The following is a 19,339-nucleotide window of genomic DNA, read 5'->3' on the forward strand; positions in this document are numbered from 1 at the left end:
CACAGGTTGCGTCCTATTTCACTTAATTAAGGAGCACTTGATGGAACTGATTTCCAGCAACAAAGTATCCGGCGGTTGGCATAAGCGCTACAAACATACCAGTCAGTCGACGCAGTGTGAAATGACCTTTGCCATTTTTTTACCTGAAATCGTCAATGAGGGACAACAAGTCCCGGTTTTATATTGGCTCTCAGGTTTAACTTGCAGCGATGAAAACTTCATGCAAAAAGCAGGCGCGTTTAAAAAAGCCAACGAGCTTGGCATCGCTATTGTCGCACCAGATACAAGCCCGCGCGGAGAAGGCGTTGCAGATGACGAAAATGGCGCTTATGACTTTGGTCTAGGTGCAGGGTTTTATGTCAATGCGACACAGGCGCCATATAGTCAACATTATCAAATGTATGACTACGTGACAGAAGAGCTGCCTCAGTTAATCGAAGCACACTTCCCGGTTAGCCCGCAAAAAGCCATTAGTGGTCACTCCATGGGTGGACATGGTGCGTTAATAATTGGGCTTAGAAACCCTGATGCCTATACGAGTATCTCAGCGTTTAGTCCAATCGTTCACCCAAGTAACTGCCCCTGGGGTCAAAAAGCGCTAACAGGATATTTAGGGGACGACAAACAGCGTTGGCAACAATATGACGCGACCGAACTATTGTCGCACTATGTTAGTCCAACAAAACGTCCGATACTCATTGAGCAAGGTTCAAGTGACCAGTTTTTAGACGAGCAGCTAAAGCCTTGGTTATTCGAACAAGCTGCAGAAAAAGCAGGCTACCCTATCACGCTAAACATGCATGAAGGTTACGATCATAGCTATTTCTTTATCTCGAGCTTTATTGAAAATCATCTTGAGTTTCATGCTAACTATATGAAGTGAGCCTGACTGCCGTTTGCGCATTTAAGCACAGCAATAAGCTAAAAATAAAAAAGGCGTACTCCCTGTACGCCTTGCTTGCTTAACATTATTCTTGGTATCAAATCATCAGATTAAATCACCGTATGGATTCGTTGGACAAAGCTGTATACTTTGCTCGAACCCAGGAATGGCTAATTCTTGCTGACTTAAATTCAATTCAGACTCATCAATCATGCCATTGCCAAAACGATAAATGAGCTCGTATTGACCATAATCAGCCGCTTGCTGATATGCAATTTGTCTTTGTGTTGTAATGGCAAGTTGTTGCTCATAATTTGCAAACTCAGCTTGGCTATAGCGCTTGCTCAGTAGCTGCTTCGTGAGCTTTGGAGAAAGTACTGTTGCCGTTGCATTGTTGCCGCCAAAGCCCTTGGAGTTTATAAAGGCGATATCCATTGGATCGCACTCATAGTGCTCAGTGCGAATATCTAAATGCTCGGCGTGAACATCCTCTGCTACTGCATTGATTGTGGTGATCCCCGGCATGATATTGTATTCAAATACCCCAAGTGCCATCGCTAGCTGATCGCCAGACGCTGGCGCGATAGTATGACCAACATATGCTTTTGGCGCCGCCACTTTCCAGCCGTTAATCGCAAAAGTTTCTGCGATTTTGTGGTAGATAAGCGACTCAGTGACCCGGTTTTGTGGTGTGCTTGAGCCATGTGCCAAAATAAAGCTGCGTTTTACTAAAGCCTCTGTGCCTGCGATTTGCTGAGCCAGTGCGACCGATTTTGCCATGGTAATATAGTTACCAGGTCCAGGTGCCGTAATCGACTTTTTCACGCCGTCTGCATTGACATATACGTCAGCAACCGAGCCCATGATCTGCGCGCCAAGTTCAATTGCTAAGGCGTCATCCATCAAAATCGCCACTTGTGCCCCTTCACCAATTGTAAAGCCACAGTTTTCACCAAAAGGACGACTTGTTTTGCGATAGTCTACATGCTCAGTACCATCAAGTTTGCGTAAGCCTTCTTCATTTGCGAGTGCGCCCATATTACCGAAGCCTTCTATGATTTCTGGTGTGATCGCACATTCAACACTGGCTACAATCGCCACTCGAGTACGGCCAGCCTGAATATCATTCACTGCAGCGCGGAGGTTATATAGAAACGTCGCACAGGCACCTGATGTCGTAAATGTTGTGCCAACGCTGCCAGTAACATAAGCATTGATAAAGTCAGTGGACATGGTGTTGAGTCCTAGCGCCAACTGCTTAGTGCTTACTCGGTCGCCACGCAAACGACTACGTACTAATCCACCTAAGCCCTCATCATTCATTTGCCCTGCCACAGAGGCGGAGTAAGTGCCGATTTGGTCCGGTCGCACGCTGTTCATTACCTTGTCCCACTCAAGACCCGTTGAGCGGATAGCGTCGGTTGCAGCAAAAATCGTCGCCTGAAGGCCGCGTGGTTGATAACGGCTGTTATACATGAGTGATGGCTCAAAGCCTGTTGGTAATTGACCTGCGGCTTTAATTGGATTGTCTCTATAGCTATCGTGCTTAACTTCAATCTGGTCCGCAATGGTTACTTCAACCGTTTTTGGATCAAGCTCAATCACTTGCCAAGCTGCAGGAACGGGTTTTGGCAAGTCACGCTTACGACAACTGAATACTATCTTGCTGTCATCATTTGCTTTCATCGTGAGCTTTTGCTGCCAAGGGGTCGCGTCTACATCAAAATGGTTTTTTTCAATTTTACGGATCAACGTTCCCGCTAAGATCTGCTCACCAAAACGCGACTCAATCTCTACCTCTTGAATGATTTGGTCGTTTTGGTCAATCAGCTGACCATCTTCATAGCGCACTAAGTTCATTAAACTCGCAAGGCCCAAATAGGTTTCTTGTCGGTCTTTAGCATTTAGTTTATCAAGTACAATACGTTTGTAGCCTTGATGGAAAGAGGTGCGCCCCGCGGCGTTAATCCCCCCCATTCCTACAATAATTGGCAATGCTGTCATGTCGTTCCTACTTCTGAACTAAGATAATGACTTGATTTTAATTGCATTCGAATTTAAGTTTTTACAAAATACGCCAAATATAAAACACTTTTCGCCAAACAGAAGAGGTCAGATCAGATGGAATCCTGTACGAAGGTTGCTATTGTGCTTTACAAGCATATGCTCATCACCAGTGTTACCTTACCGCTGGAAATGCTCAAAGCCGGACAAGCCTTTGCTAAAGTACATCTAAAAGAGGCTTATGTTCCTTTAGAAGTTATACTTTGCAGCAGCCAAGGCGAGGCAGTCAACGCCGATAATTACCTGACACTTGAGGCACAAAGTGACTTTAGCTCATTGCCTTTATATGACTACATTATTGTGCCAAGCATATGGCGAAATCCAAGGCCAATTGTAAGACAAAACCAAGCGCTGAATGAATCGCTTGCGGATGCATGGGGAGCAGGAAGCACACTGATAGGTGTTGGCACGGGTGTTTGCTTTTTAGCAAATTCTGGCCTGCTTGACGGTCATTCAGCAACGACCCACTGGCATTTTGCCAAACAATTTTCTCAGCTATATCCCAGTGTTGAATTAAAACCGGATTACTTTATCACTCAATCAGAGCGGATCTACACTGTAGCCAGCTTAAATGCACTAGCCGATGTTATTGTTCATATTATTGAATTACTGTACGGAATAGATGCCGCACACCATGTTCAGCAAAACTTTTCTCATGAAATTCGTAAACCTTACGAAGAACAGCGCTATTTAGAAGGTGCCGTGGACCGTCATGCCGACGAGCAAATTGCTGCAATTCAATTTTGGCTAAAAAATAACGCCGCATCGGAAATCTCTTTACCCGCTGTCGCGGCGCAATTTGATTTAAGTTATCGCACTTTTAATCGCCGCTTTAAACAAGCAACTGGACAAACCGCCATTGCCTACTTGCAACAGGTACGTATTGAAATGTGTAAAGAGCTACTCGCGAGCAGTAATCTCTCCATTCAAGATATTGCCCTCACTTCTGGGTTTAATTCACAAGGGCAATTAAGTAGAGTATTTAGGCAATTAATGGGAAAATCACCAAGCACATATCGGGCAATAGTAAGAAAGAAATTGTTCTCGTAGTAAGACTAGGGTCTGTTGATCTTTGCTGTTTGATTTTTGTTCTTCTGAGTGTGTTTTGGTCGCGACGCTCGACTTACCGCCTAGTAATCTAGGCAAAAGTTGAGCAACAATGAACAAAGCGCACTCAGGTGAACCCAAAGGGCAGCGCTTGATTAGCATTTCTTCTGTGTTGCCCCACAAGGATGTGGGGTAAGGTGACTTTGCAGGAGCACAAAGTCTTTATCGCCTGATTCACATAGAATAACTATGCTACATAGGCTCTGCCTTGTATAAATACCAATCAAACTGCTGCAAAAACAAACTTGAAAGGTAAACAGGCCCGAGATTAAACCACTCTACTGTATTTGCACCACACTTAACGTTTGCTGTTGGCCGTTGAAGAAAAACGAAATATCTTCGTCTACCGTTAACCCCTTTAACCGCTTGCCAAGGGGCGCATCAAATGTTAACACCAACACTGGTGTTTCTTTATATTGGATTTTTAGCCCGCCTTCGCAAGGCGCAAAATAGAACCAATGACGGTTGCCCTGCTCGTCTTCAATTTCAACTAGTGCGTTATGTGCAATTGTATTGCTTACAGCTAGAGCCAACTGATTCAATATTGTTTGTTTTGCCAAATGCATGGCATCAACGCGCTCACTTTGTCCTTCTGCCAAATACCCATATTCGATACTCAACGAGTCATATTGTGTTTCAGCAGCACTTTGTTCATGGGTAGCATCAGCACGTGCACTGTTTGCCGCTTCAGTGGCTTCAATCAGCTTTTGTTCAAGTGCAAACTTGAGATATTCGATAAAAACAGATTTATTCATTGGTAGTTTACAGCTATTGGATGACTGGTAGTAACAGACTGGCCGTTAACGGTTAGCGCCAAACGTAAAATCCAACGCATAGATTTATCCGTGCAAACACCGACCATGGTTTTTGCTATCAGTGTGTTTTTGTCAAAAAACACTGGGATCCTTCCCATGTTCATATTTTCTCCCTCAAGCCATGCCGAAACGACCTCTACTTTAGTCGCACTTTTTAGCCCAATGGTAAATTCTGTTTCCGGTTGAACCTGCTCTGAGCCCAGATAAATCTGCACTTGTGGAGTCAAATCACAGGGCGTTGAAAAATTACAGACATTTCTTGTTACTGAACTTTCACTTTTTTCTGAACTTTCATGTATAATAATAGTCGGGTCTGAACAGGCCACGAGGAAAATACCTAGCAACCCGACTGTTAATTGCTTTGCAATCATGAGGGATTTACCGTCACTTCTGAATCCTGCGCAGTGTACGCAAGTTTCAGGGCAAAAGCTAGGTTGCTTAAGAAGCGAACAAAAACCGCGTGAAAACTTGATTGATGTCATAATTTTAGGCGTTTTAGGTATCTTTTCATAAGCAAAAAAATTATTATTTCCTCGCAAAAATAAAGGTTTCTCGGGCTGGTTAGGTTTTCACTCATCTTTTGAGTGAAAACATGACGGGCTTGAAGAAATATAACTAGGGCCTGTAATTCAGGTAATTCATTTCTAATCGCAATAAATTGCAGCGGAATCCAGAAAATGAGCCAAACAGTAGCATCACAAACTGAGTACAATTATAAAGTTGTACGCCAATTCGCTATCATGACAGTGATTTGGGGCATTGTTGGCATGGGTGTAGGTGTATTTATCGCAGCGCAACTTGCGTGGCCTGCGTTAAACTTCGACATTCCATGGTTAACTTACTCTAGACTTCGTCCGTTACACACGAACGCAGTAATCTTTGCATTTGGTACAAGTGCACTATTTGCAACCTCTTACTATGTTGTTCAGCGCACGTGTCAAACGCGCCTGTTCTCTGACAAACTTGCCGCATTTACCTTCTGGGGTTGGCAAGCCATCATCGTATCTGCGGTTATCACACTTCCTCTAGGCATGACTTCTTCTAAAGAATATGCTGAACTAGAGTGGCCGATTGATATCGCAATCGCGGTAGTATGGGTTACTTATGCTGTCGTATTCTTTGGTACTCTTATCAAGCGTAAAGTGTCACACATCTATGTAGCAAACTGGTTCTACGCTGGTTTCATTATCACTGTTGCAGTGCTTCATATTGTAAACAGTATGGCTATTCCTGTATCGCTTACTAAATCTTATTCAATCTACGCAGGTGCCGTAGATGCGATGGTTCAGTGGTGGTATGGTCACAACGCTGTAGGTTTCCTACTTACCGCTGGTTTCTTGGGTATGATGTACTACTTCGTACCAAAACAAGCAGGTCGTCCCGTATACTCTTACCGTCTATCGGTTGTTCATTTCTGGGCACTTATTTCTCTATATATTTGGGCAGGTCCTCACCACCTTCACTACACAGCACTACCTGACTGGACACAGTCTCTAGGTATGGTGATGTCAGTTATCCTATTCGTTCCTTCTTGGGGTGGTATGATCAACGGTATCATGACGCTGTCTGGCGCTTGGCACAAACTACGTACTGACCCAGTACTGCGTTTCTTAGTGGTGTCTCTATCTTTCTACGGTATGTCTACGTTCGAAGGCCCAATGATGGCTATTAAGTCTGTAAATGCGCTTTCACATTACACAGACTGGACTGTAGGTCACGTACACTCGGGTGCACTAGGTTGGGTTGCGATGATTTCTATCGGTGCAATTTATCACCTTATCCCTGCACTATTTGGTCACGGTAACATGTACAGCATCAAGCTAGTTAACACCCATTTCTGGCTACACACAGTTGGTGTTGTGCTTTATATCGTTGCAATGTGGATCTCTGGCGTTATGCAAGGTCTAATGTGGCGCGCAGTAAATGCTGACGGTACATTAATGTATAGCTTTGTTCAGTCACTAGAAGCTTCTAAGCCTTTCTATATCATGCGATTCCTAGGCGGTGTCTTCATCGTAATCGGTATGCTAGTAATGGCTTACAACGTATTCCGTACGGTTACTGCAAAAAGTGGTCAACTTACCACTGATGCAAACCCGCAAGTGGCTTAAGGGGTATCGAGTATGAGCAACAATAACTCAACAAACAAACACGAAATCGTTGAAAAGAACGTTGGCCTGATGGCTATCCTAACGGTATTCGCGATTAGCTTCGGTGCATTAGTTGAAATTACTCCACTAATGTTCCAAAAAGATACCACTCAGCCAGTAGAAGGCTTACGCCCGCTTACCGCGCTTGAAATGGAAGGTCGTGACATCTTCGTACGTGAAGGTTGTTACAACTGTCACTCACAGATGGTTCGTCCATTCCGTGATGAAGTTGAGCGCTACGGTCACTATTCTGTAGCTGGTGAGTCAGTATGGGATCACCCATTCCAGTGGGGTTCTAAGCGTACAGGTCCAGATTTAGCTCGTGTTGGTCAGCGTTACTCTGACGACTGGCACTATGCGCACTTAATGGATCCTCGCTCGGTGGTACCTGAGTCAAACATGCCAGGTTACCCTTGGCTTGATAGCACTAAAGTAGATACCACTTATACTCTGAAAAAATTACAAATGTTCCGTGATGCATTTGGTATTGATAAGTCGTCAGACCGCTACAATGGCAAAGGCTACGGTGATGATGCTGAACTGCAAGGGCAAGTGGATGAAATCCACGCGATGAACGGTGGTGAAGGTGCGACAGAAATGCAAGCACTTATCGCTTACTTACAACAACTTGGCACACATTTGAAGTAATTGTTATGGATTACGGCACATACAGAGGCATTTTGACTCTGGTAATTTTGGTACTGTTTATAGTGATTGTTGTGTGGGCATATAGCAAGCGCTCTAAGCGCCGTTTCGACGACGCAGCTAATGCCATTTTTGAAGATGAGAAAAAACACAACAACACTATCTCTAACGAGGAAAAGGAGTCTGAAAAATGACTAGCTTTTGGAGTATTTGGGTTATCGTACTAACCCTAGCGTGTCTAGCTCTGATTTTCGGCCTGCTGATTTGGAACCTGAAGAACTACACAGGTGTCAAAGAAGGCGAAAGCTGTGGTCACGAGTTCGACGGAATTGAGGAATTAAATAATCCACTACCAAAATGGTGGACTTATATGTTCTTCGCGACTTTTGTTTGGTCAGTATATTATCTTGCTGCTTACCCAGGTCTTGGTAACTTTAAAGGTTTCTTGAACTGGACGAGCTCTAACCAAGGTATTACCACCTTGGCAGAGTCTAAGAAAGCAGTCGCTGAAGCACATGAAAATGGCCAGTGGGTACAGCTTGATAAAGAAGTTGAAGCAGCACAAGACCGCTTTGGTCCTATCTTCCAAGAATTTGCAAAGCAAGACGTACTTGCGCTTGCAAAGAATGAAGAAGCACTTGAAATCGGTCAACGTTTATTCTCGCAAAACTGTGCTCAGTGTCATGGCTCTGATGCTCGTGGTGGCGCAGGCTTCCCTAACCTAACTGATAAAGACTGGTTATATGGTGGCACGCCTGACAAGATCAAAGAAACACTGCTTAACGGTCGTGTTGCAGCGATGCCAGCTTGGCAAGATGCGCTTGGTGATCAAGGCGTAAAAGAAATGACTGCTTATGTACTAAGCCTTTCTGGACGTACTGTTAACCAAAAAGATGCTGATGCAGGTAAAGCTAAGTTTGCAATGTGTGCGGCTTGTCATGGTATGGACGGCAAAGGTTCTGTTGCACATAACCTTCCGTTTGGTGCACCAAACTTAACTGACAATATCTGGCTATACGGTGGTTCTCAACGCGCAGTTGAAGACACACTTCGCCACGGTCGTGCAGGTGTAATGCCAGCATGGAAAGATATCTTAGGTGAAGATAAAGTACACCTTCTAACAGCGTATGTTTATAGCTTGTCACAAGACCAATAAGCTTAGCTTTTAGAACATTATTTGAGATCAAAAAAGCCTCCATTTGGAGGCTTTTTTTTAGGTATTTACCGCAACTTACGGTAGAATACGAGCAAGTTTTATAGCCATGTGAGCAACTATGAACCCTACCCCTTGGTATAAGAATTTTTGGCCTTGGTTTTTAATTTTTTTCCCACTCGTTACTGTCGTTGCCTGTGTTTTTCTCATCACGTTTGCAGTCGGTAATGGTCCTGATATGGTCGTTGATGACTACTACAAAAAAGGTAAAGCAATCAATCTGGAGCTGAGTAAGTTTGATAAAGCAAAAGCGCTCTATTTACATGGTGACCTGCAAGTAGCAGAGCAAAAAGTCACCTTTAAATTTACCAAGGGCGACGCTTCTAAAGTTCATGCACTAAAGCTCTCGTTTTACCACCGCACTATTGAGAAATATGACTTTGCAGTCACGCTGACTAAAAACGCCAGCGGCGAGTTTACGGGCTTATTTGATGAACCTCATAACGGTGTGTTCACGGTATTTATAGAGCCTATGGACAACAGTTGGAAAATGAAAGAAAAAATCCAACTGCCACATGATGGTATTATCGCGGTCACTCCACAGTATAAGTAAGCTGCCATGGCAAATTCGTGTTTTCATTGTTTGGAGCCTATTCCTAAAGGATTTGTAGGCTCGGTTACCTTTGAGGGTAGCGCACAACCGGTTTGCTGTATTGGCTGCCAGGCCGTTGCCGAAACCATCATTTCTCAAGGTATGAGTGACTACTATACTTACCGCACAGAAAGTGCAGGTAAAGTTGAAGAGCTTGTACCTGAACAACTCAAAATGCTACTCAGCTATGATAACGACGAGATCCAAGAAGACTTCGTCGAAATTAGTGGAGACCACAAAGAGGTACTGCTCAGTGTTGAAGGGATAAGCTGCGCCGCTTGTGCTTGGCTTATCGAAAAGCAACTGCTGGCGCTCGGTGGTATCGTTCGTGTTGATGTTAACACCTCCACTCACCGCGCCATGATTGTATGGCAAGATAAACACGTTAAGCTTAGCGATATCATTAAATCTTTGATGGAAATTGGCTATAAGGCCTACCCATTTCAAGCCGATGAAGAAGCTGCACAGAAACAAGCCGTAGCGAAAGCATACATCCGTCGTTTAGGCGTTGCTGGCCTCATGACTATGCAAGTGATGATGTTTGCATTTGCCATGTACTTTGGCATGTTTTCAGGCATGGAAGAGGACTTTGAACAGTACTTTCGTTGGATAAGTCTCGTGCTTGCCTCCCCTGTTATTCTATATTCAGCAATGCCATTTTTAACGAATGCGGTTAAAGGGCTGAAAGCTAAACAACTGAATATGGATCTCCCTGTTTCACTTGCTATATTCGGAGCTTACGGCGCCAGTACTTACGCGACTTTTATGGAAGTCGGCGAAGTCTATTTTGAATCCATCTGTATGTTTACCTTCTTGCTGTTGTTAGGTAAATACCTTGAGTTCAGGGCCAGATTAAAAGCCAGTGAGTTTACTGCAAACCTGCAAAAGCTGCTGCCATTGACCGCCAGAAAGGTTGATGAGAATAACAATGAGCAACATATTGCCGCCAAAAAGCTAAAACTGAACGATCTGATATTAGTTAAGGCTGGAGAAACAATCCCTGCGGATGGCTTAGTGATCAAAGGCCATACCACAGTTGATGAGTCGATGATGACAGGCGAACATTTGCCAGTTAAGAAATATCAAGGCCATCAAGTGTATGCAGGAACAGTAAATCACGACGGTATAATTACGTTAGAGATCAATAAAATTGGGCAAAATACCCTGCTCAACCAAATTATTCGACTGCAACATAACGCACTTACCAAACGCCCTAAGTTGGTGGAAATCACCGATAAAGTCGCGCAGTGGTTTGTTGCCTGTCTATTAGTTTTTGCCTCAATTACCGCCATCGGCTGGTACCCTATTTCACCAGATAAGGCTTTTTGGGTCACGATTTCGGTGTTAGTAGCAACTTGCCCTTGCGCATTGAGCCTAGCTATACCCACCGCGCTGACTTGCGCCGTGGCGTCACTTACAAAGAAAGGGATCTTGATTAAAGAGGCCCATGTATTAGAAACGGCAACCAAATTAACGCGTGTTGCCTTTGACAAAACAGGCACACTGACCGAAGGCCGTTTCTCAATCAAGCATATCGAATTGCTACAAACAGAATATAACGAGCAACAAGTCTTGGACTTTGCCGCAGCGTTAGAGCGCTTTTCTGAGCACCCTATCGCTCGTGCATTTGTACATATCACCCCAACCGAAAATCTAGTCCAAGATGTTGAAGTTGTGGCTGGTTCAGGTATCCGTGGTCACTGGCAAGAAGTCACTATTGCCCTTGGGAAAAGCCATTGGTTTGATAACCATGCGTCATTTGCTCAAGCAACCTTATTCATTGACAACAATGCAGTCGCTGACTTTTACTTCAATGACAAAGTAAAAAACAATGCAGAAACAGTTGTTGAACGGTTACAACAAGCAGGTCTTACATGTCACATGCTAACTGGGGATAGCTCCAATGCGGGCAAAGAATTATCGCAGCAATTAGCATTAGATAGCTACCAAAGTGCTTGCACACCAGAGATTAAGCAACAAGCCGTTGAAGCTTGGTCCAAACAAGGCGAGATTGTCGCTATGGTTGGTGATGGCATCAACGACAGCCCAGTATTCAATAGCGCTCACTTGTCAGTTGCGATGGATACCGGCGCTGATATCTCAAAGAATACCGCTGATGTAGTGTTGTTAAATAGCGATTTGAATGCCATTCTAGCCCTTCAGCAAGTAGCGAAACAAACACGCAGAATAGTAAAGCAAAACTTAACCATATCACTTTTGTATAACGGCTCCATTTTGCCACTCGCTGCACTTGGCCTCATTCCACCTTGGATAGCAGTTATTGGCATGTCAGCTAGCTCGATCATCGTGATCGGTAATTCATTAAGGTTATTAAAGCTATGAGTATCATCTACGTATTAATACCTATCGCCATTTTATTCGTCATTATTGCTATTGGTATTTTCTTTTGGGCAGTAAAAAGCGAACAATTTTCAGATTTGAATAAACAGGGCCACAGCATCTTATTCGATGATGATAAAGCGCAAACGGGTGACAAGTCCGTAAAACCATCAAATAATAAGAGCAATAACGACAACTAGCATGAATGAGATAAGCTTGCTAAGTGCATTTGTGATGGGGCTTGCTGGAAGTGGTCACTGTTTGGTGATGTGTGGCGGTATTGCCAGCTCGCTACAACTGGCGAGCAAGCAGCTTTCTGCAGTGGTTGTTACCCTGTTGTATAATATCGGACGTATCTCCAGCTATGCGCTTGCTGGCAGCCTTGTTGCCCTACTCGGGGCAAGTCTCGCTAAGCAAAACACATCTCTCGCCATTATATTACAATTGATGAGTGGTATTTTTATGGTGCTTGTCGCTCTCTACGTAATGCGCTTAGCCAGCACCTTAAAATGGCTAGAGTCATTTGCTAAAAGCTTAATTTGGCAACATATTGTTAAGCTCAATCGCTACTTAGTCCCGGTCAATACAAAAACCAAAGCGTTTTGCTACGGCGCCTTATGGGGGTGGCTACCCTGCGGCCTAGTTTATTCGGCTTTAACATGGACATTACAAGCGAGATCAGCAACTGAAGGCGCACTCATTATGCTCGCCTTCGGTGTCGGCACAATGCCTGCACTGATTGTAATAGGGCAATCGGCTCAGCTGCTACAAAAGTTTATAAATCATTTAGTTACACGTATTATTATGGGTAATTTATTGATTTGGTATGGTGTTTATTTAATTATTATTGCAACTGATAAGTTAGTACATTAACCTATCCTTATCTAAGCAAACTCATCATTTAAGATTATTGGTTAGCGCTTTGAGATTAGGAGCTCCAATTGATAACCAAATTTTCTTTTGCGTGTCATATGAGTTTGTGGCGATCTGTAGTACCAAAACCGTTATGCTTTGTACTAGGTTGCCTTCACGTGCGTCATAGACTTATGGAAATTTTATGGACTTAAGTAATCAAAACCGCTCAAAGAGCCAATGCACAATCAGCTGCAATAATTGCAGTATCAGTCAGCTTTGTCTCCCATTTTCGCTCAATGGCAGTGAAATGGACAAGCTAGATGAGATCATTGAACGTAAAAAGCCGCTTCATAAAGGAGATTTTCTTTTCGAGTCAGGTACGCCATTAAATGCTATCTTTGCCGTTCGTTCCGGCTCATTTAAAAGCTACACTCTGTCTGAGCAAGGTGATGAGCAGATCACAGGATTTCACCTTGCGGGCGATCTTGTGGGTTTTGATGCCATTAATAAAATGCAGCACCAAAGCTTCGCACAAGCTTTAGAAACCTCTATGGTGTGCGAAATCCCTTTTGACACCCTTGATGAGTTAGCTGGTAAGCTGCCAAAACTGCGCCAACAGATCATGCGATTAATGAGCAGTGAAATCAATTACGACCAAGAGATGTTGTTATTACTGAATAAAAAGACTGCTGAAGAACGCTTAGCAACTTTTATCTATAACCTTTCAAATCGCTTTGGCGAGCGTGGTTTTTCTCGTAAAGAATTCCGCTTTACGATGACGCGCGGTGAAATTGGTAACTACTTGGGTCTTACTGTAGAAACCATTAGTCGTTTACTCAGCCGTTTCCAAAAAGCGGGAACAATAAAGGTCGAAGGCAAGTTCATCACCATTATTGATGCTGCAGCCCTAGCTGAAACAGCCGCGATTGCATCTTGATTTAGAACAAACTATTTATCGTTAAGACTTTATCCTTAGATAGGATCGGTTACACTCAATAAGGTCAGAGGTGAAAAGCTTCTGACCTTATTTGTATACCGTTTTAAGGAGATAGTCGTGGATAAAATCAAAAGTATACTCACCGTAATTGATCCAACTAAAGAGCGCCAAAATAGCTTAGAACGCGCTATCAATCTTGCCAAGCGTACCGGTGCAGCCATCACTGCATTTATGTCTATTTATGACTTCTCCTATGAAATGACCACGATGTTGTCTAAAGACGAGCGTGAAGCAATGCGTGAAGCGGTGATCAAAGACAGAGAAGCATGGCTTGCCGATATGGTTAAGGACTTTTCTGATGTGAGTATCCAAACTAAAGTGTTGTGGCACAATCGCCCCTACGAAGCGATCATCAAAACCGTGCTTGCGCATGATTATGATTTGGTCATTAAATCTACGCATCAACACGACACCCTGAAATCAGTGATCTTCACCCCAACCGATTGGCATTTAATTCGCAAATGCCCTGCGCCTCTATTACTGGTTAAAGATCACGCTTGGCCAGATCAAGGCAACATTATTGCAGCGGTAAACTCTGTCAGCGATAACGAGCAACATCAAGAACTCAATAAACGTATCATTACAGATGCTCAGTTTTTATGTGAATTAGCCAATGCCAAATTGAGCCTGGTAAACACCTATCCAGCAACGCCTGTTAATATTGCCATTGAAATTCCCGAGTTTAACCCATCGCAATACAATGAAGCCGTAAAAAAACACCATGAAGACGAAACATTTGCACTCGCAGAAACTTATTCAATAGATAAAAGCGATTGCATCATCAAAGAAGGGCTACCAGAGGACGTTATTCCCTACGTTGCTAAAGAAAAAGACGCTGAGTTAGTGGTCATTGGCACTGTCGGTCGCACTGGACTGAGTGCAGCGCTGGTTGGCAATACTGCTGAGCATGTGATAGATAGCTTAGACTGTGATGTCTTAGCACTAAAGCCAGATGGCTATAAATCCCCATTAGAAGACTGAGCCAGCGCGCAAGTTAATTTAATGTGCGGCTATAATACATAGTCGCACATTCACTTTATGTATACCTGGCGAGCCAGAAATAAAAGTAAAATGCTGATAAGCAAAATATCGACAATGTCGCCAGCTGTGCACTCGTTATACTTTTAGACTTAGTGCGCTTGTATGTCATCATCACACCGGTAAACGACAGTCCGGTTAATGCAAAGCCAAACACGAACCATATAAGCTTAGAAGTGATCCCCGCAAAATAACCAAAGTGTAATGGATCTGCATACTCGTTAAGATAGTTTCCCCACGCCATATTTTTGGGGTGCTGTATTGCTAAAACCTCTAACGTTGTTGCGTCTATATAAACCTTGTGTGCTCTATCTCGAAGTAAAGGGTTTGTACTCATTCCTTGAAAACGCAGCACCACATTATCTGCTCTTGGCAATTGTATCGTTGTTATCGTCCAATTGGGAATGGCAAGCTCCGCCTTCTCAAAAGCGCTTTCAAATCTCTTTGCAGAGAGCATGTTAATGTTTTCTACCGCTGTAATATGCTCAACTTTTGGAGCCGGAGGCTCCAAACTCACACCCGCTACCCGTGCAGAAAACTCATATAGATACCAAATACCTGTGATTATTATAAGCGCAGTAAACCACAGTCCCCATAAGCCAAAAACCTTATGCAAGTCACTCAAAAATACTCTTGTACCTTGTGCCACTCTCAAACGCCAAAGCGCAACTTTCCAATTTCGTGTGGTTTTCAGTCCAGTGTAGACAGAGATCAGTAAAATGAATGCAAAAGCGGTAACAATTGGTAGTCCGGGCATTGCCGGCATAAATAGGTAGCGATGCAAGTCTCTAAAAAAGCGCTGTATTGTGAGTAATGGAATATCACCTGTTACTTCATGGGTCCATTGGTCGACGTGCACATACCTATCACTTTTAGCCTCGAAAGCTACCCTTGCACGATAGGTAAAGTAGTCACTTCCCATTGTGCCTAACGTAATAATACGGCCTTCAGGATAGCGCTCAGCTATCGACGCATACATGTTTTTCCACGATGCCGCCGTTTGCTCTTTTATCTCTTCGGGCTTTTGACTCGCACGCATTTCGTCAAAAACAAGCCAATCTAATTCATTTGAAACGGTTGCAATTGTGCCCGTTGCGAGGATCACAAACATGACCACCGCTAATTGAAAGCCTACCCAGGCATGTAAATCATATAGCTTGCGTAGCCGCTTTCTTTGTCTAGCTTTGTCTGCCATATAGATCCTCTTAAAGGTCGACTTTCATTCCCATAAGCTCGGATAACTTACCGAGCCTCAGGTCAACTTAAGCATTACCAGTTGTAGGTAAACTCCAAGAAAGCATTTCGTGGCTCACCAGGAAAGTGTCCTGTGCGCTCTAAAAAGCCCGACTCTGCATATTCTTTATCGAATACGTTTTCAACTCTGAATAGCACACTGTAGTTATCTAGTTCCCAAATAATGGAGGTGTCAGCGACGAAATAGGAATTTAGAGTTTGACCAGATAAACTAAGTTGCTCATCCACGTAGTTACCGCCAACTGCGAAAGCCAAATTCCACTCAGGGACCTGATATCGAGTCCACACCCCAAACTGATTTTCAGGTGCGTTAGCAAATTTATCACCGACACTATTGCGGATCCCACCAGCGCCATTGTCAGCGGTGATAGTCGCATCATTATAAGCATAGGCTAGGCTTACTACCCAGTCTGGGGTCACGTCGGTGATCAACTCGATTTCTAGGCCTTTACTCGTGATTTCTCCGATTGGCGCTAAATTATCAACCCCATCTTGCTCAGGATCTGTACCTGTATTTTGTAGCAAGTTTTGCCTTGTTATCTGATAACCAGCCACTTTTAGCAATGTACTTCCGTTAAATAACTCTGCGTTAAGCCCAACTTCAATGATATCACCCGTCGTTGGCTCAAATGGGCCACCTGCTTTTTCATCCTGACTGGACACACCTTGAGGTTCGTAAGAATCAGCCCACTGTGAATACAATGAGATATCATCAGATAGCTTGTAGATACCACCAATTCTAAAGCTGACATTGGTATCATCAAACTTACTGCCATTGGCATCGTCTTCAAACTGGTCATAACGCACGCCTGCAACAAACGTTGCTTTCTCCCAAGCAAGCTCGTTGAGTACATACGTGCCATTACGCTTTTGTTTTGTTGTACTTTCTGGCGCAAACCTCACATTGTATTGGTTTGACTGCGTTTCGCCATAATTAGGATTGTAAAGAGACAAAGGCAAAATATCCGAGTCTAAAGAGGTACCATTTAGGTAACGAGTGACAAAGTCATTAGATGCTGACGCTCGACCTAATAATGCATCTTCTTCACCAGAATATATGTCTAGTCCAAATGCAGTACGCTGCTCAGCGCCAAATACTTGTGTTTCGTAAACAAAGTTAGCCGCAAAAGAGAGTTGAGATTGGGCTCTTAGTTGATCTCGAAACTCACGTGCGACCAAATCGATTAGACCATCTTTATTGCTATCGATGAGTGCTCTTGGTTCATGATAATTTTGTTCTTGCTCATTATCTATGTAGCGAAGCGCAATGTTGTAGCTTAGCAATGGACTTAAATCCCCAACAACGCTCGCTTGTAATACATCTGAGGTTAGATTTAAAAAGTCTGTAGGTTCATTATGGTTCCACGATGGTGTAGTTAAAAACTCACCGTCATCACCAGCAGGGACACCGCGTAAGCGATTTGCGTCCAAGTCCTGTTTGTAGTGTGTGTATTGCAAAATCAAACGAGCATCATCAAAATCATAAGCGTAACCAGCGTCTACAATTGCCACTTCGCTGGCACTATTATCACGGTAGGTATCTTGTTGTTCGTAAAAGGCTCCGAGACGAATGCTTTGCGCTTGTGTTACTTCACCAGTCACTTCGCCAGAAGCCCCATAACGGCTATCTGTGCCCGCAATGATACGGGTGTTTGCACTAAACTCAGATTGCGGCTTTTTAGTTATATAGTTGAATAATCCACCAGGTGCCCCGGGTCCATACAGCATACCGGCGGGACCTTTTAAAAAGTCGACACGCTCGACATTAAATAACTGCGGGACATTAAACCCCACGTATGGGTCGCCTCTTAGGCCATCAAAATAGATTTCTTCTTGACGAAAGCCACGCGCAGTTACCCCTGCGTAGCTAAATTGGCTTACCCCCGCGATATTACGATAGAGATCTTTGGCATCTCTTGCTGCTAAATCACGGATCAGATTTGCATTGAGAGAGGTCACCATTTGGGTCGAGTTAAGTGGGTCAACCGCAAGCTTTCCTGTTGAAGATTCACCATTACGATATAAATTTAATGTACGGCTAACAACGGTTATTTTTTCGATATCTTGGTCTTTAAGCTTATCTTCTGACGATTGCTGCTGAGCTGAAGCATGCAAAGAGGGATACATAATCGCTAAAGCGATAAGGGATAGTTTTGATACTGTTTTCATTAAGAGCCACAATTTGGTTATTATTAAAGCGCAAACAAATGATAACAATTATTAATTTCATTTGAAACAACCAACCTGCATTTAATTGCGTTTTTTGCAAAATTAAATGCAAAAATATTTCATGCAGAGATCAGTTTCCCGACCATATCTATGAATTAGGTGCGTAGAGTTAACAGATAATTTAAAGTGAAGGATTTTTAGTCTGTTGGAGAGCAAGAGTAGTTAAGTTATAGAGTGCCAATTATTGAGTTTTAGACTAGGCCTATCAGACCTAGTCTGGAAAAGTCATTGTTGAAAATTAAATATTGGTTACATCAATGAACAATGATTCATCAATGTTTGTCGAGGAAACCACAGCTTCATTAAAATCATAAGCTTCTCGCTCACCGTCTCTATCTAGAGGCAAACTTTCGAAATCAAAGAGTTCAGTGTCAGCCAGTTGGCTTGGACTAACATTTTGAATTGATTTGAAAATACTCTCTACTCGACCAGGCGTTTTCTTATCCCACTCCACCAACATAGATTTAATGTTTTGACGTTGCAGGTTTTCTTGCGAGCCACATAGGTTGCACGGAATAATAGGAAAATCCTTATGTTCAGCGTATTGAATAAGATCTTTTTCACGTGCATAAGTGAGCGGGCGGATCACCACATTACGGCCATCATCAGAACGTAGTTTGGGTGGCATCGCTTTCATTCTCGCGCCGTAGAACATGTTTAAAAACAGCGTTTCAACAATATCATCTAAGTGGTGGCCCAGTGCGATTTTAGTCGCGCCAATCTTTTCAGCAAATGAATACAAAGTACCACGGCGCAAGCGTGAACAAAGGCCACAAGTCGTTTTGCCCTCTGGTACTTTTTCTTTTACGACTGAGTAGGTATCTTTATCAATGATATAATAAGGAATGCCTAGCGTTTCGAAGTACTCTGGCAAAATATGCTCTGGGAATCCAGGCTGCTTTTGATCCAGATTGACCGCCACCACATCAAAGTGAATTGGTGCCGCTTTTTTTAGGCTAAGTAAAATATCCAGCATGGCGAATGAATCCTTACCACCGCTGATACAAGCCATCACCACATCGCCTTCTTCGATCATATTGTAATCTTTGATGGCGTTGCCGACATTACGGCGCAGACGCTTTTGCAGCTTATTAAACTCTAAAACTTCTTTGCGATTATCTTGCTCTGTCATGGTGTTAGGTGCCGTATTCATACTT

18 protein-coding genes are annotated in these 19,339 nt (G+C 43.4%); 12 read left to right on the forward strand and 6 right to left on the reverse strand.

Annotated features, from left to right (window positions below; genetic code table 11):
- Nucleotides 1-40 precede the first annotated feature (40 nt).
- The gene (fghA, locus tag CKO50_RS19565) at nt 41-883 is read left to right on the forward strand and encodes an S-formylglutathione hydrolase (protein WP_095729515.1); all 843 of its coding nucleotides are present in this window, start codon (nt 41-43) and stop codon (nt 881-883) included.
- A gap of 105 nt (nt 884-988) precedes the next feature.
- Here the strand turns inward: fghA and CKO50_RS19570 are convergent, their stop codons facing one another.
- Nucleotides 989-2,887, reverse strand: a complete 1,899-nt coding sequence (locus CKO50_RS19570) for a beta-ketoacyl synthase (RefSeq protein ID WP_095729516.1) — start codon at nt 2,885-2,887, stop codon at nt 989-991.
- A 117-nt stretch (nt 2,888-3,004) separates the two neighbouring features.
- Between CKO50_RS19570 and CKO50_RS19575 the strand changes: the two genes are divergently transcribed.
- Entirely contained in the window at nt 3,005-3,997 is a 993-nt protein-coding gene (locus CKO50_RS19575; protein WP_095729517.1) for a GlxA family transcriptional regulator, read from the forward strand.
- 335 nt (nt 3,998-4,332) lie between these two features.
- Here CKO50_RS19575 and CKO50_RS19585 read toward each other — a convergent pair whose 3' ends face one another.
- The gene (locus tag CKO50_RS19585; RefSeq protein WP_095729519.1) at nt 4,333-4,809 is read right to left on the reverse strand and encodes a transcription elongation factor GreAB; all 477 of its coding nucleotides are present in this window, start codon (nt 4,807-4,809) and stop codon (nt 4,333-4,335) included.
- A complete protein-coding gene (locus tag CKO50_RS19590; protein ID WP_095729520.1) occupies nt 4,806-5,240 on the reverse strand; it encodes a hypothetical protein in 435 nt (144 codons plus the stop codon). Before CKO50_RS19590 ends, CKO50_RS19585 begins: the two co-directional genes overlap by 4 nt.
- A gap of 306 nt (nt 5,241-5,546) precedes the next feature.
- On the opposite strand from CKO50_RS19590, the gene ccoN reads away from it, so the two are divergent.
- The 10 genes from ccoN to uspE all read left to right on the forward strand — a co-directional run bounded on the left by ccoN (nt 5,547) and on the right by uspE (nt 14,642).
- Entirely contained in the window at nt 5,547-6,980 is a 1,434-nt protein-coding gene (ccoN, locus tag CKO50_RS19595; protein ID WP_095729521.1) for a cytochrome-c oxidase, cbb3-type subunit I, read from the forward strand.
- 12 nt (nt 6,981-6,992) lie between these two features.
- Nucleotides 6,993-7,667, forward strand: coding sequence for a cytochrome-c oxidase, cbb3-type subunit II (gene ccoO / locus CKO50_RS19600; RefSeq protein WP_095729522.1), 675 nt, complete (start codon nt 6,993-6,995; stop codon nt 7,665-7,667).
- Between the two features lie 5 nt (nt 7,668-7,672).
- The gene (locus tag CKO50_RS19605) at nt 7,673-7,858 is read left to right on the forward strand and encodes a cbb3-type cytochrome c oxidase subunit 3 (RefSeq protein WP_010373992.1); all 186 of its coding nucleotides are present in this window, start codon (nt 7,673-7,675) and stop codon (nt 7,856-7,858) included.
- Nucleotides 7,855-8,820: a cytochrome-c oxidase, cbb3-type subunit III gene (gene ccoP, locus CKO50_RS19610; RefSeq protein WP_045963915.1), complete on the forward strand. Its 966-nt coding sequence runs from the start codon at nt 7,855-7,857 to the stop codon at nt 8,818-8,820. Before CKO50_RS19605 ends, ccoP begins: the two co-directional genes overlap by 4 nt.
- 118 nt (nt 8,821-8,938) lie before the next feature.
- Nucleotides 8,939-9,430: a FixH family protein gene (locus CKO50_RS19615; RefSeq protein ID WP_095729523.1), complete on the forward strand. Its 492-nt coding sequence runs from the start codon at nt 8,939-8,941 to the stop codon at nt 9,428-9,430.
- Nucleotides 9,431-9,436: 6 nt separating this feature from the next.
- Nucleotides 9,437-11,812 carry a heavy metal translocating P-type ATPase gene (locus CKO50_RS19620; protein ID WP_095729524.1) on the forward strand — a complete coding sequence of 792 codons (2,376 nt, stop codon included), beginning with the start codon at nt 9,437-9,439 and terminating at the stop codon, nt 11,810-11,812.
- A complete protein-coding gene (gene ccoS, locus CKO50_RS19625) occupies nt 11,809-12,009 on the forward strand; it encodes a cbb3-type cytochrome oxidase assembly protein CcoS (protein WP_010373983.1) in 201 nt (66 codons plus the stop codon). Before CKO50_RS19620 ends, ccoS begins: the two co-directional genes overlap by 4 nt.
- A gap of 1 nt (nt 12,010) precedes the next feature.
- On the forward strand, nt 12,011-12,682 hold the full coding sequence (locus CKO50_RS19630) for a sulfite exporter TauE/SafE family protein (RefSeq protein WP_095729525.1): 672 nt from the start codon (nt 12,011-12,013) through the stop codon (nt 12,680-12,682).
- Nucleotides 12,683-12,866: 184 nt separating this feature from the next.
- Complete coding sequence (locus CKO50_RS19635; protein ID WP_095729526.1) at nt 12,867-13,601, forward strand: FNR family transcription factor; 735 nt, start codon at nt 12,867-12,869, stop codon at nt 13,599-13,601.
- Nucleotides 13,602-13,718: 117 nt separating this feature from the next.
- The gene (uspE, locus tag CKO50_RS19640; RefSeq protein WP_095729527.1) at nt 13,719-14,642 is read left to right on the forward strand and encodes a universal stress protein UspE; all 924 of its coding nucleotides are present in this window, start codon (nt 13,719-13,721) and stop codon (nt 14,640-14,642) included.
- A gap of 55 nt (nt 14,643-14,697) precedes the next feature.
- On the opposite strand, the gene CKO50_RS19645 is transcribed toward uspE, so the two are convergent.
- The 3 genes from CKO50_RS19645 to ttcA all read right to left on the reverse strand — a co-directional run bounded on the left by CKO50_RS19645 (nt 14,698) and on the right by ttcA (nt 19,314).
- Nucleotides 14,698-15,894: a PepSY domain-containing protein gene (locus CKO50_RS19645; protein WP_095729528.1), complete on the reverse strand. Its 1,197-nt coding sequence runs from the start codon at nt 15,892-15,894 to the stop codon at nt 14,698-14,700.
- 74 nt (nt 15,895-15,968) lie between these two features.
- Nucleotides 15,969-18,122, reverse strand: a complete 2,154-nt coding sequence (locus tag CKO50_RS19650; protein WP_095729529.1) for a TonB-dependent siderophore receptor — start codon at nt 18,120-18,122, stop codon at nt 15,969-15,971.
- A 298-nt stretch (nt 18,123-18,420) separates the two neighbouring features.
- On the reverse strand, nt 18,421-19,314 hold the full coding sequence (gene ttcA / locus CKO50_RS19655) for a tRNA 2-thiocytidine(32) synthetase TtcA (RefSeq protein WP_095729550.1): 894 nt from the start codon (nt 19,312-19,314) through the stop codon (nt 18,421-18,423).
- Between the last annotated feature and the right edge of the window lie 25 nt (nt 19,315-19,339).

Origin of the sequence: Pseudoalteromonas sp. HM-SA03, assembly GCF_002289345.1 — a bacterium.
Taxonomy (GTDB): Bacteria; Pseudomonadota; Gammaproteobacteria; order Enterobacterales; family Alteromonadaceae; genus Pseudoalteromonas.

Coding starts and splice junctions, on each gene's coding strand:
- ccoN (WP_095729521.1), top strand. CDS start 5,547: ATGAGCCAAACAGTAGCATCACAAACTGAGTACAATTATAAAGTTGTA.
- CKO50_RS19645 (WP_095729528.1), bottom strand. CDS start 15,894: ATGGCAGACAAAGCTAGACAAAGAAAGCGGCTACGCAAGCTATATGAT.
- ttcA (WP_095729550.1), bottom strand. CDS start 19,314: ATGACAGAGCAAGATAATCGCAAAGAAGTTTTAGAGTTTAATAAGCTG.
- CKO50_RS19635 (WP_095729526.1), top strand. CDS start 12,867: ATGGACTTAAGTAATCAAAACCGCTCAAAGAGCCAATGCACAATCAGC.
- ccoO (WP_095729522.1), top strand. CDS start 6,993: ATGAGCAACAATAACTCAACAAACAAACACGAAATCGTTGAAAAGAAC.
- CKO50_RS19620 (WP_095729524.1), top strand. CDS start 9,437: ATGGCAAATTCGTGTTTTCATTGTTTGGAGCCTATTCCTAAAGGATTT.
- CKO50_RS19575 (WP_095729517.1), top strand. CDS start 3,005: ATGGAATCCTGTACGAAGGTTGCTATTGTGCTTTACAAGCATATGCTC.
- CKO50_RS19650 (WP_095729529.1), bottom strand. CDS start 18,122: ATGAAAACAGTATCAAAACTATCCCTTATCGCTTTAGCGATTATGTAT.
- CKO50_RS19570 (WP_095729516.1), bottom strand. CDS start 2,887: ATGACAGCATTGCCAATTATTGTAGGAATGGGGGGGATTAACGCCGCG.
- CKO50_RS19630 (WP_095729525.1), top strand. CDS start 12,011: ATGAATGAGATAAGCTTGCTAAGTGCATTTGTGATGGGGCTTGCTGGA.
- ccoS (WP_010373983.1), top strand. CDS start 11,809: ATGAGTATCATCTACGTATTAATACCTATCGCCATTTTATTCGTCATT.
- fghA (WP_095729515.1), top strand. CDS start 41: ATGGAACTGATTTCCAGCAACAAAGTATCCGGCGGTTGGCATAAGCGC.
- CKO50_RS19590 (WP_095729520.1), bottom strand. CDS start 5,240: ATGATTGCAAAGCAATTAACAGTCGGGTTGCTAGGTATTTTCCTCGTG.
- CKO50_RS19585 (WP_095729519.1), bottom strand. CDS start 4,809: ATGAATAAATCTGTTTTTATCGAATATCTCAAGTTTGCACTTGAACAA.
- CKO50_RS19605 (WP_010373992.1), top strand. CDS start 7,673: ATGGATTACGGCACATACAGAGGCATTTTGACTCTGGTAATTTTGGTA.
- ccoP (WP_045963915.1), top strand. CDS start 7,855: ATGACTAGCTTTTGGAGTATTTGGGTTATCGTACTAACCCTAGCGTGT.
- CKO50_RS19615 (WP_095729523.1), top strand. CDS start 8,939: ATGAACCCTACCCCTTGGTATAAGAATTTTTGGCCTTGGTTTTTAATT.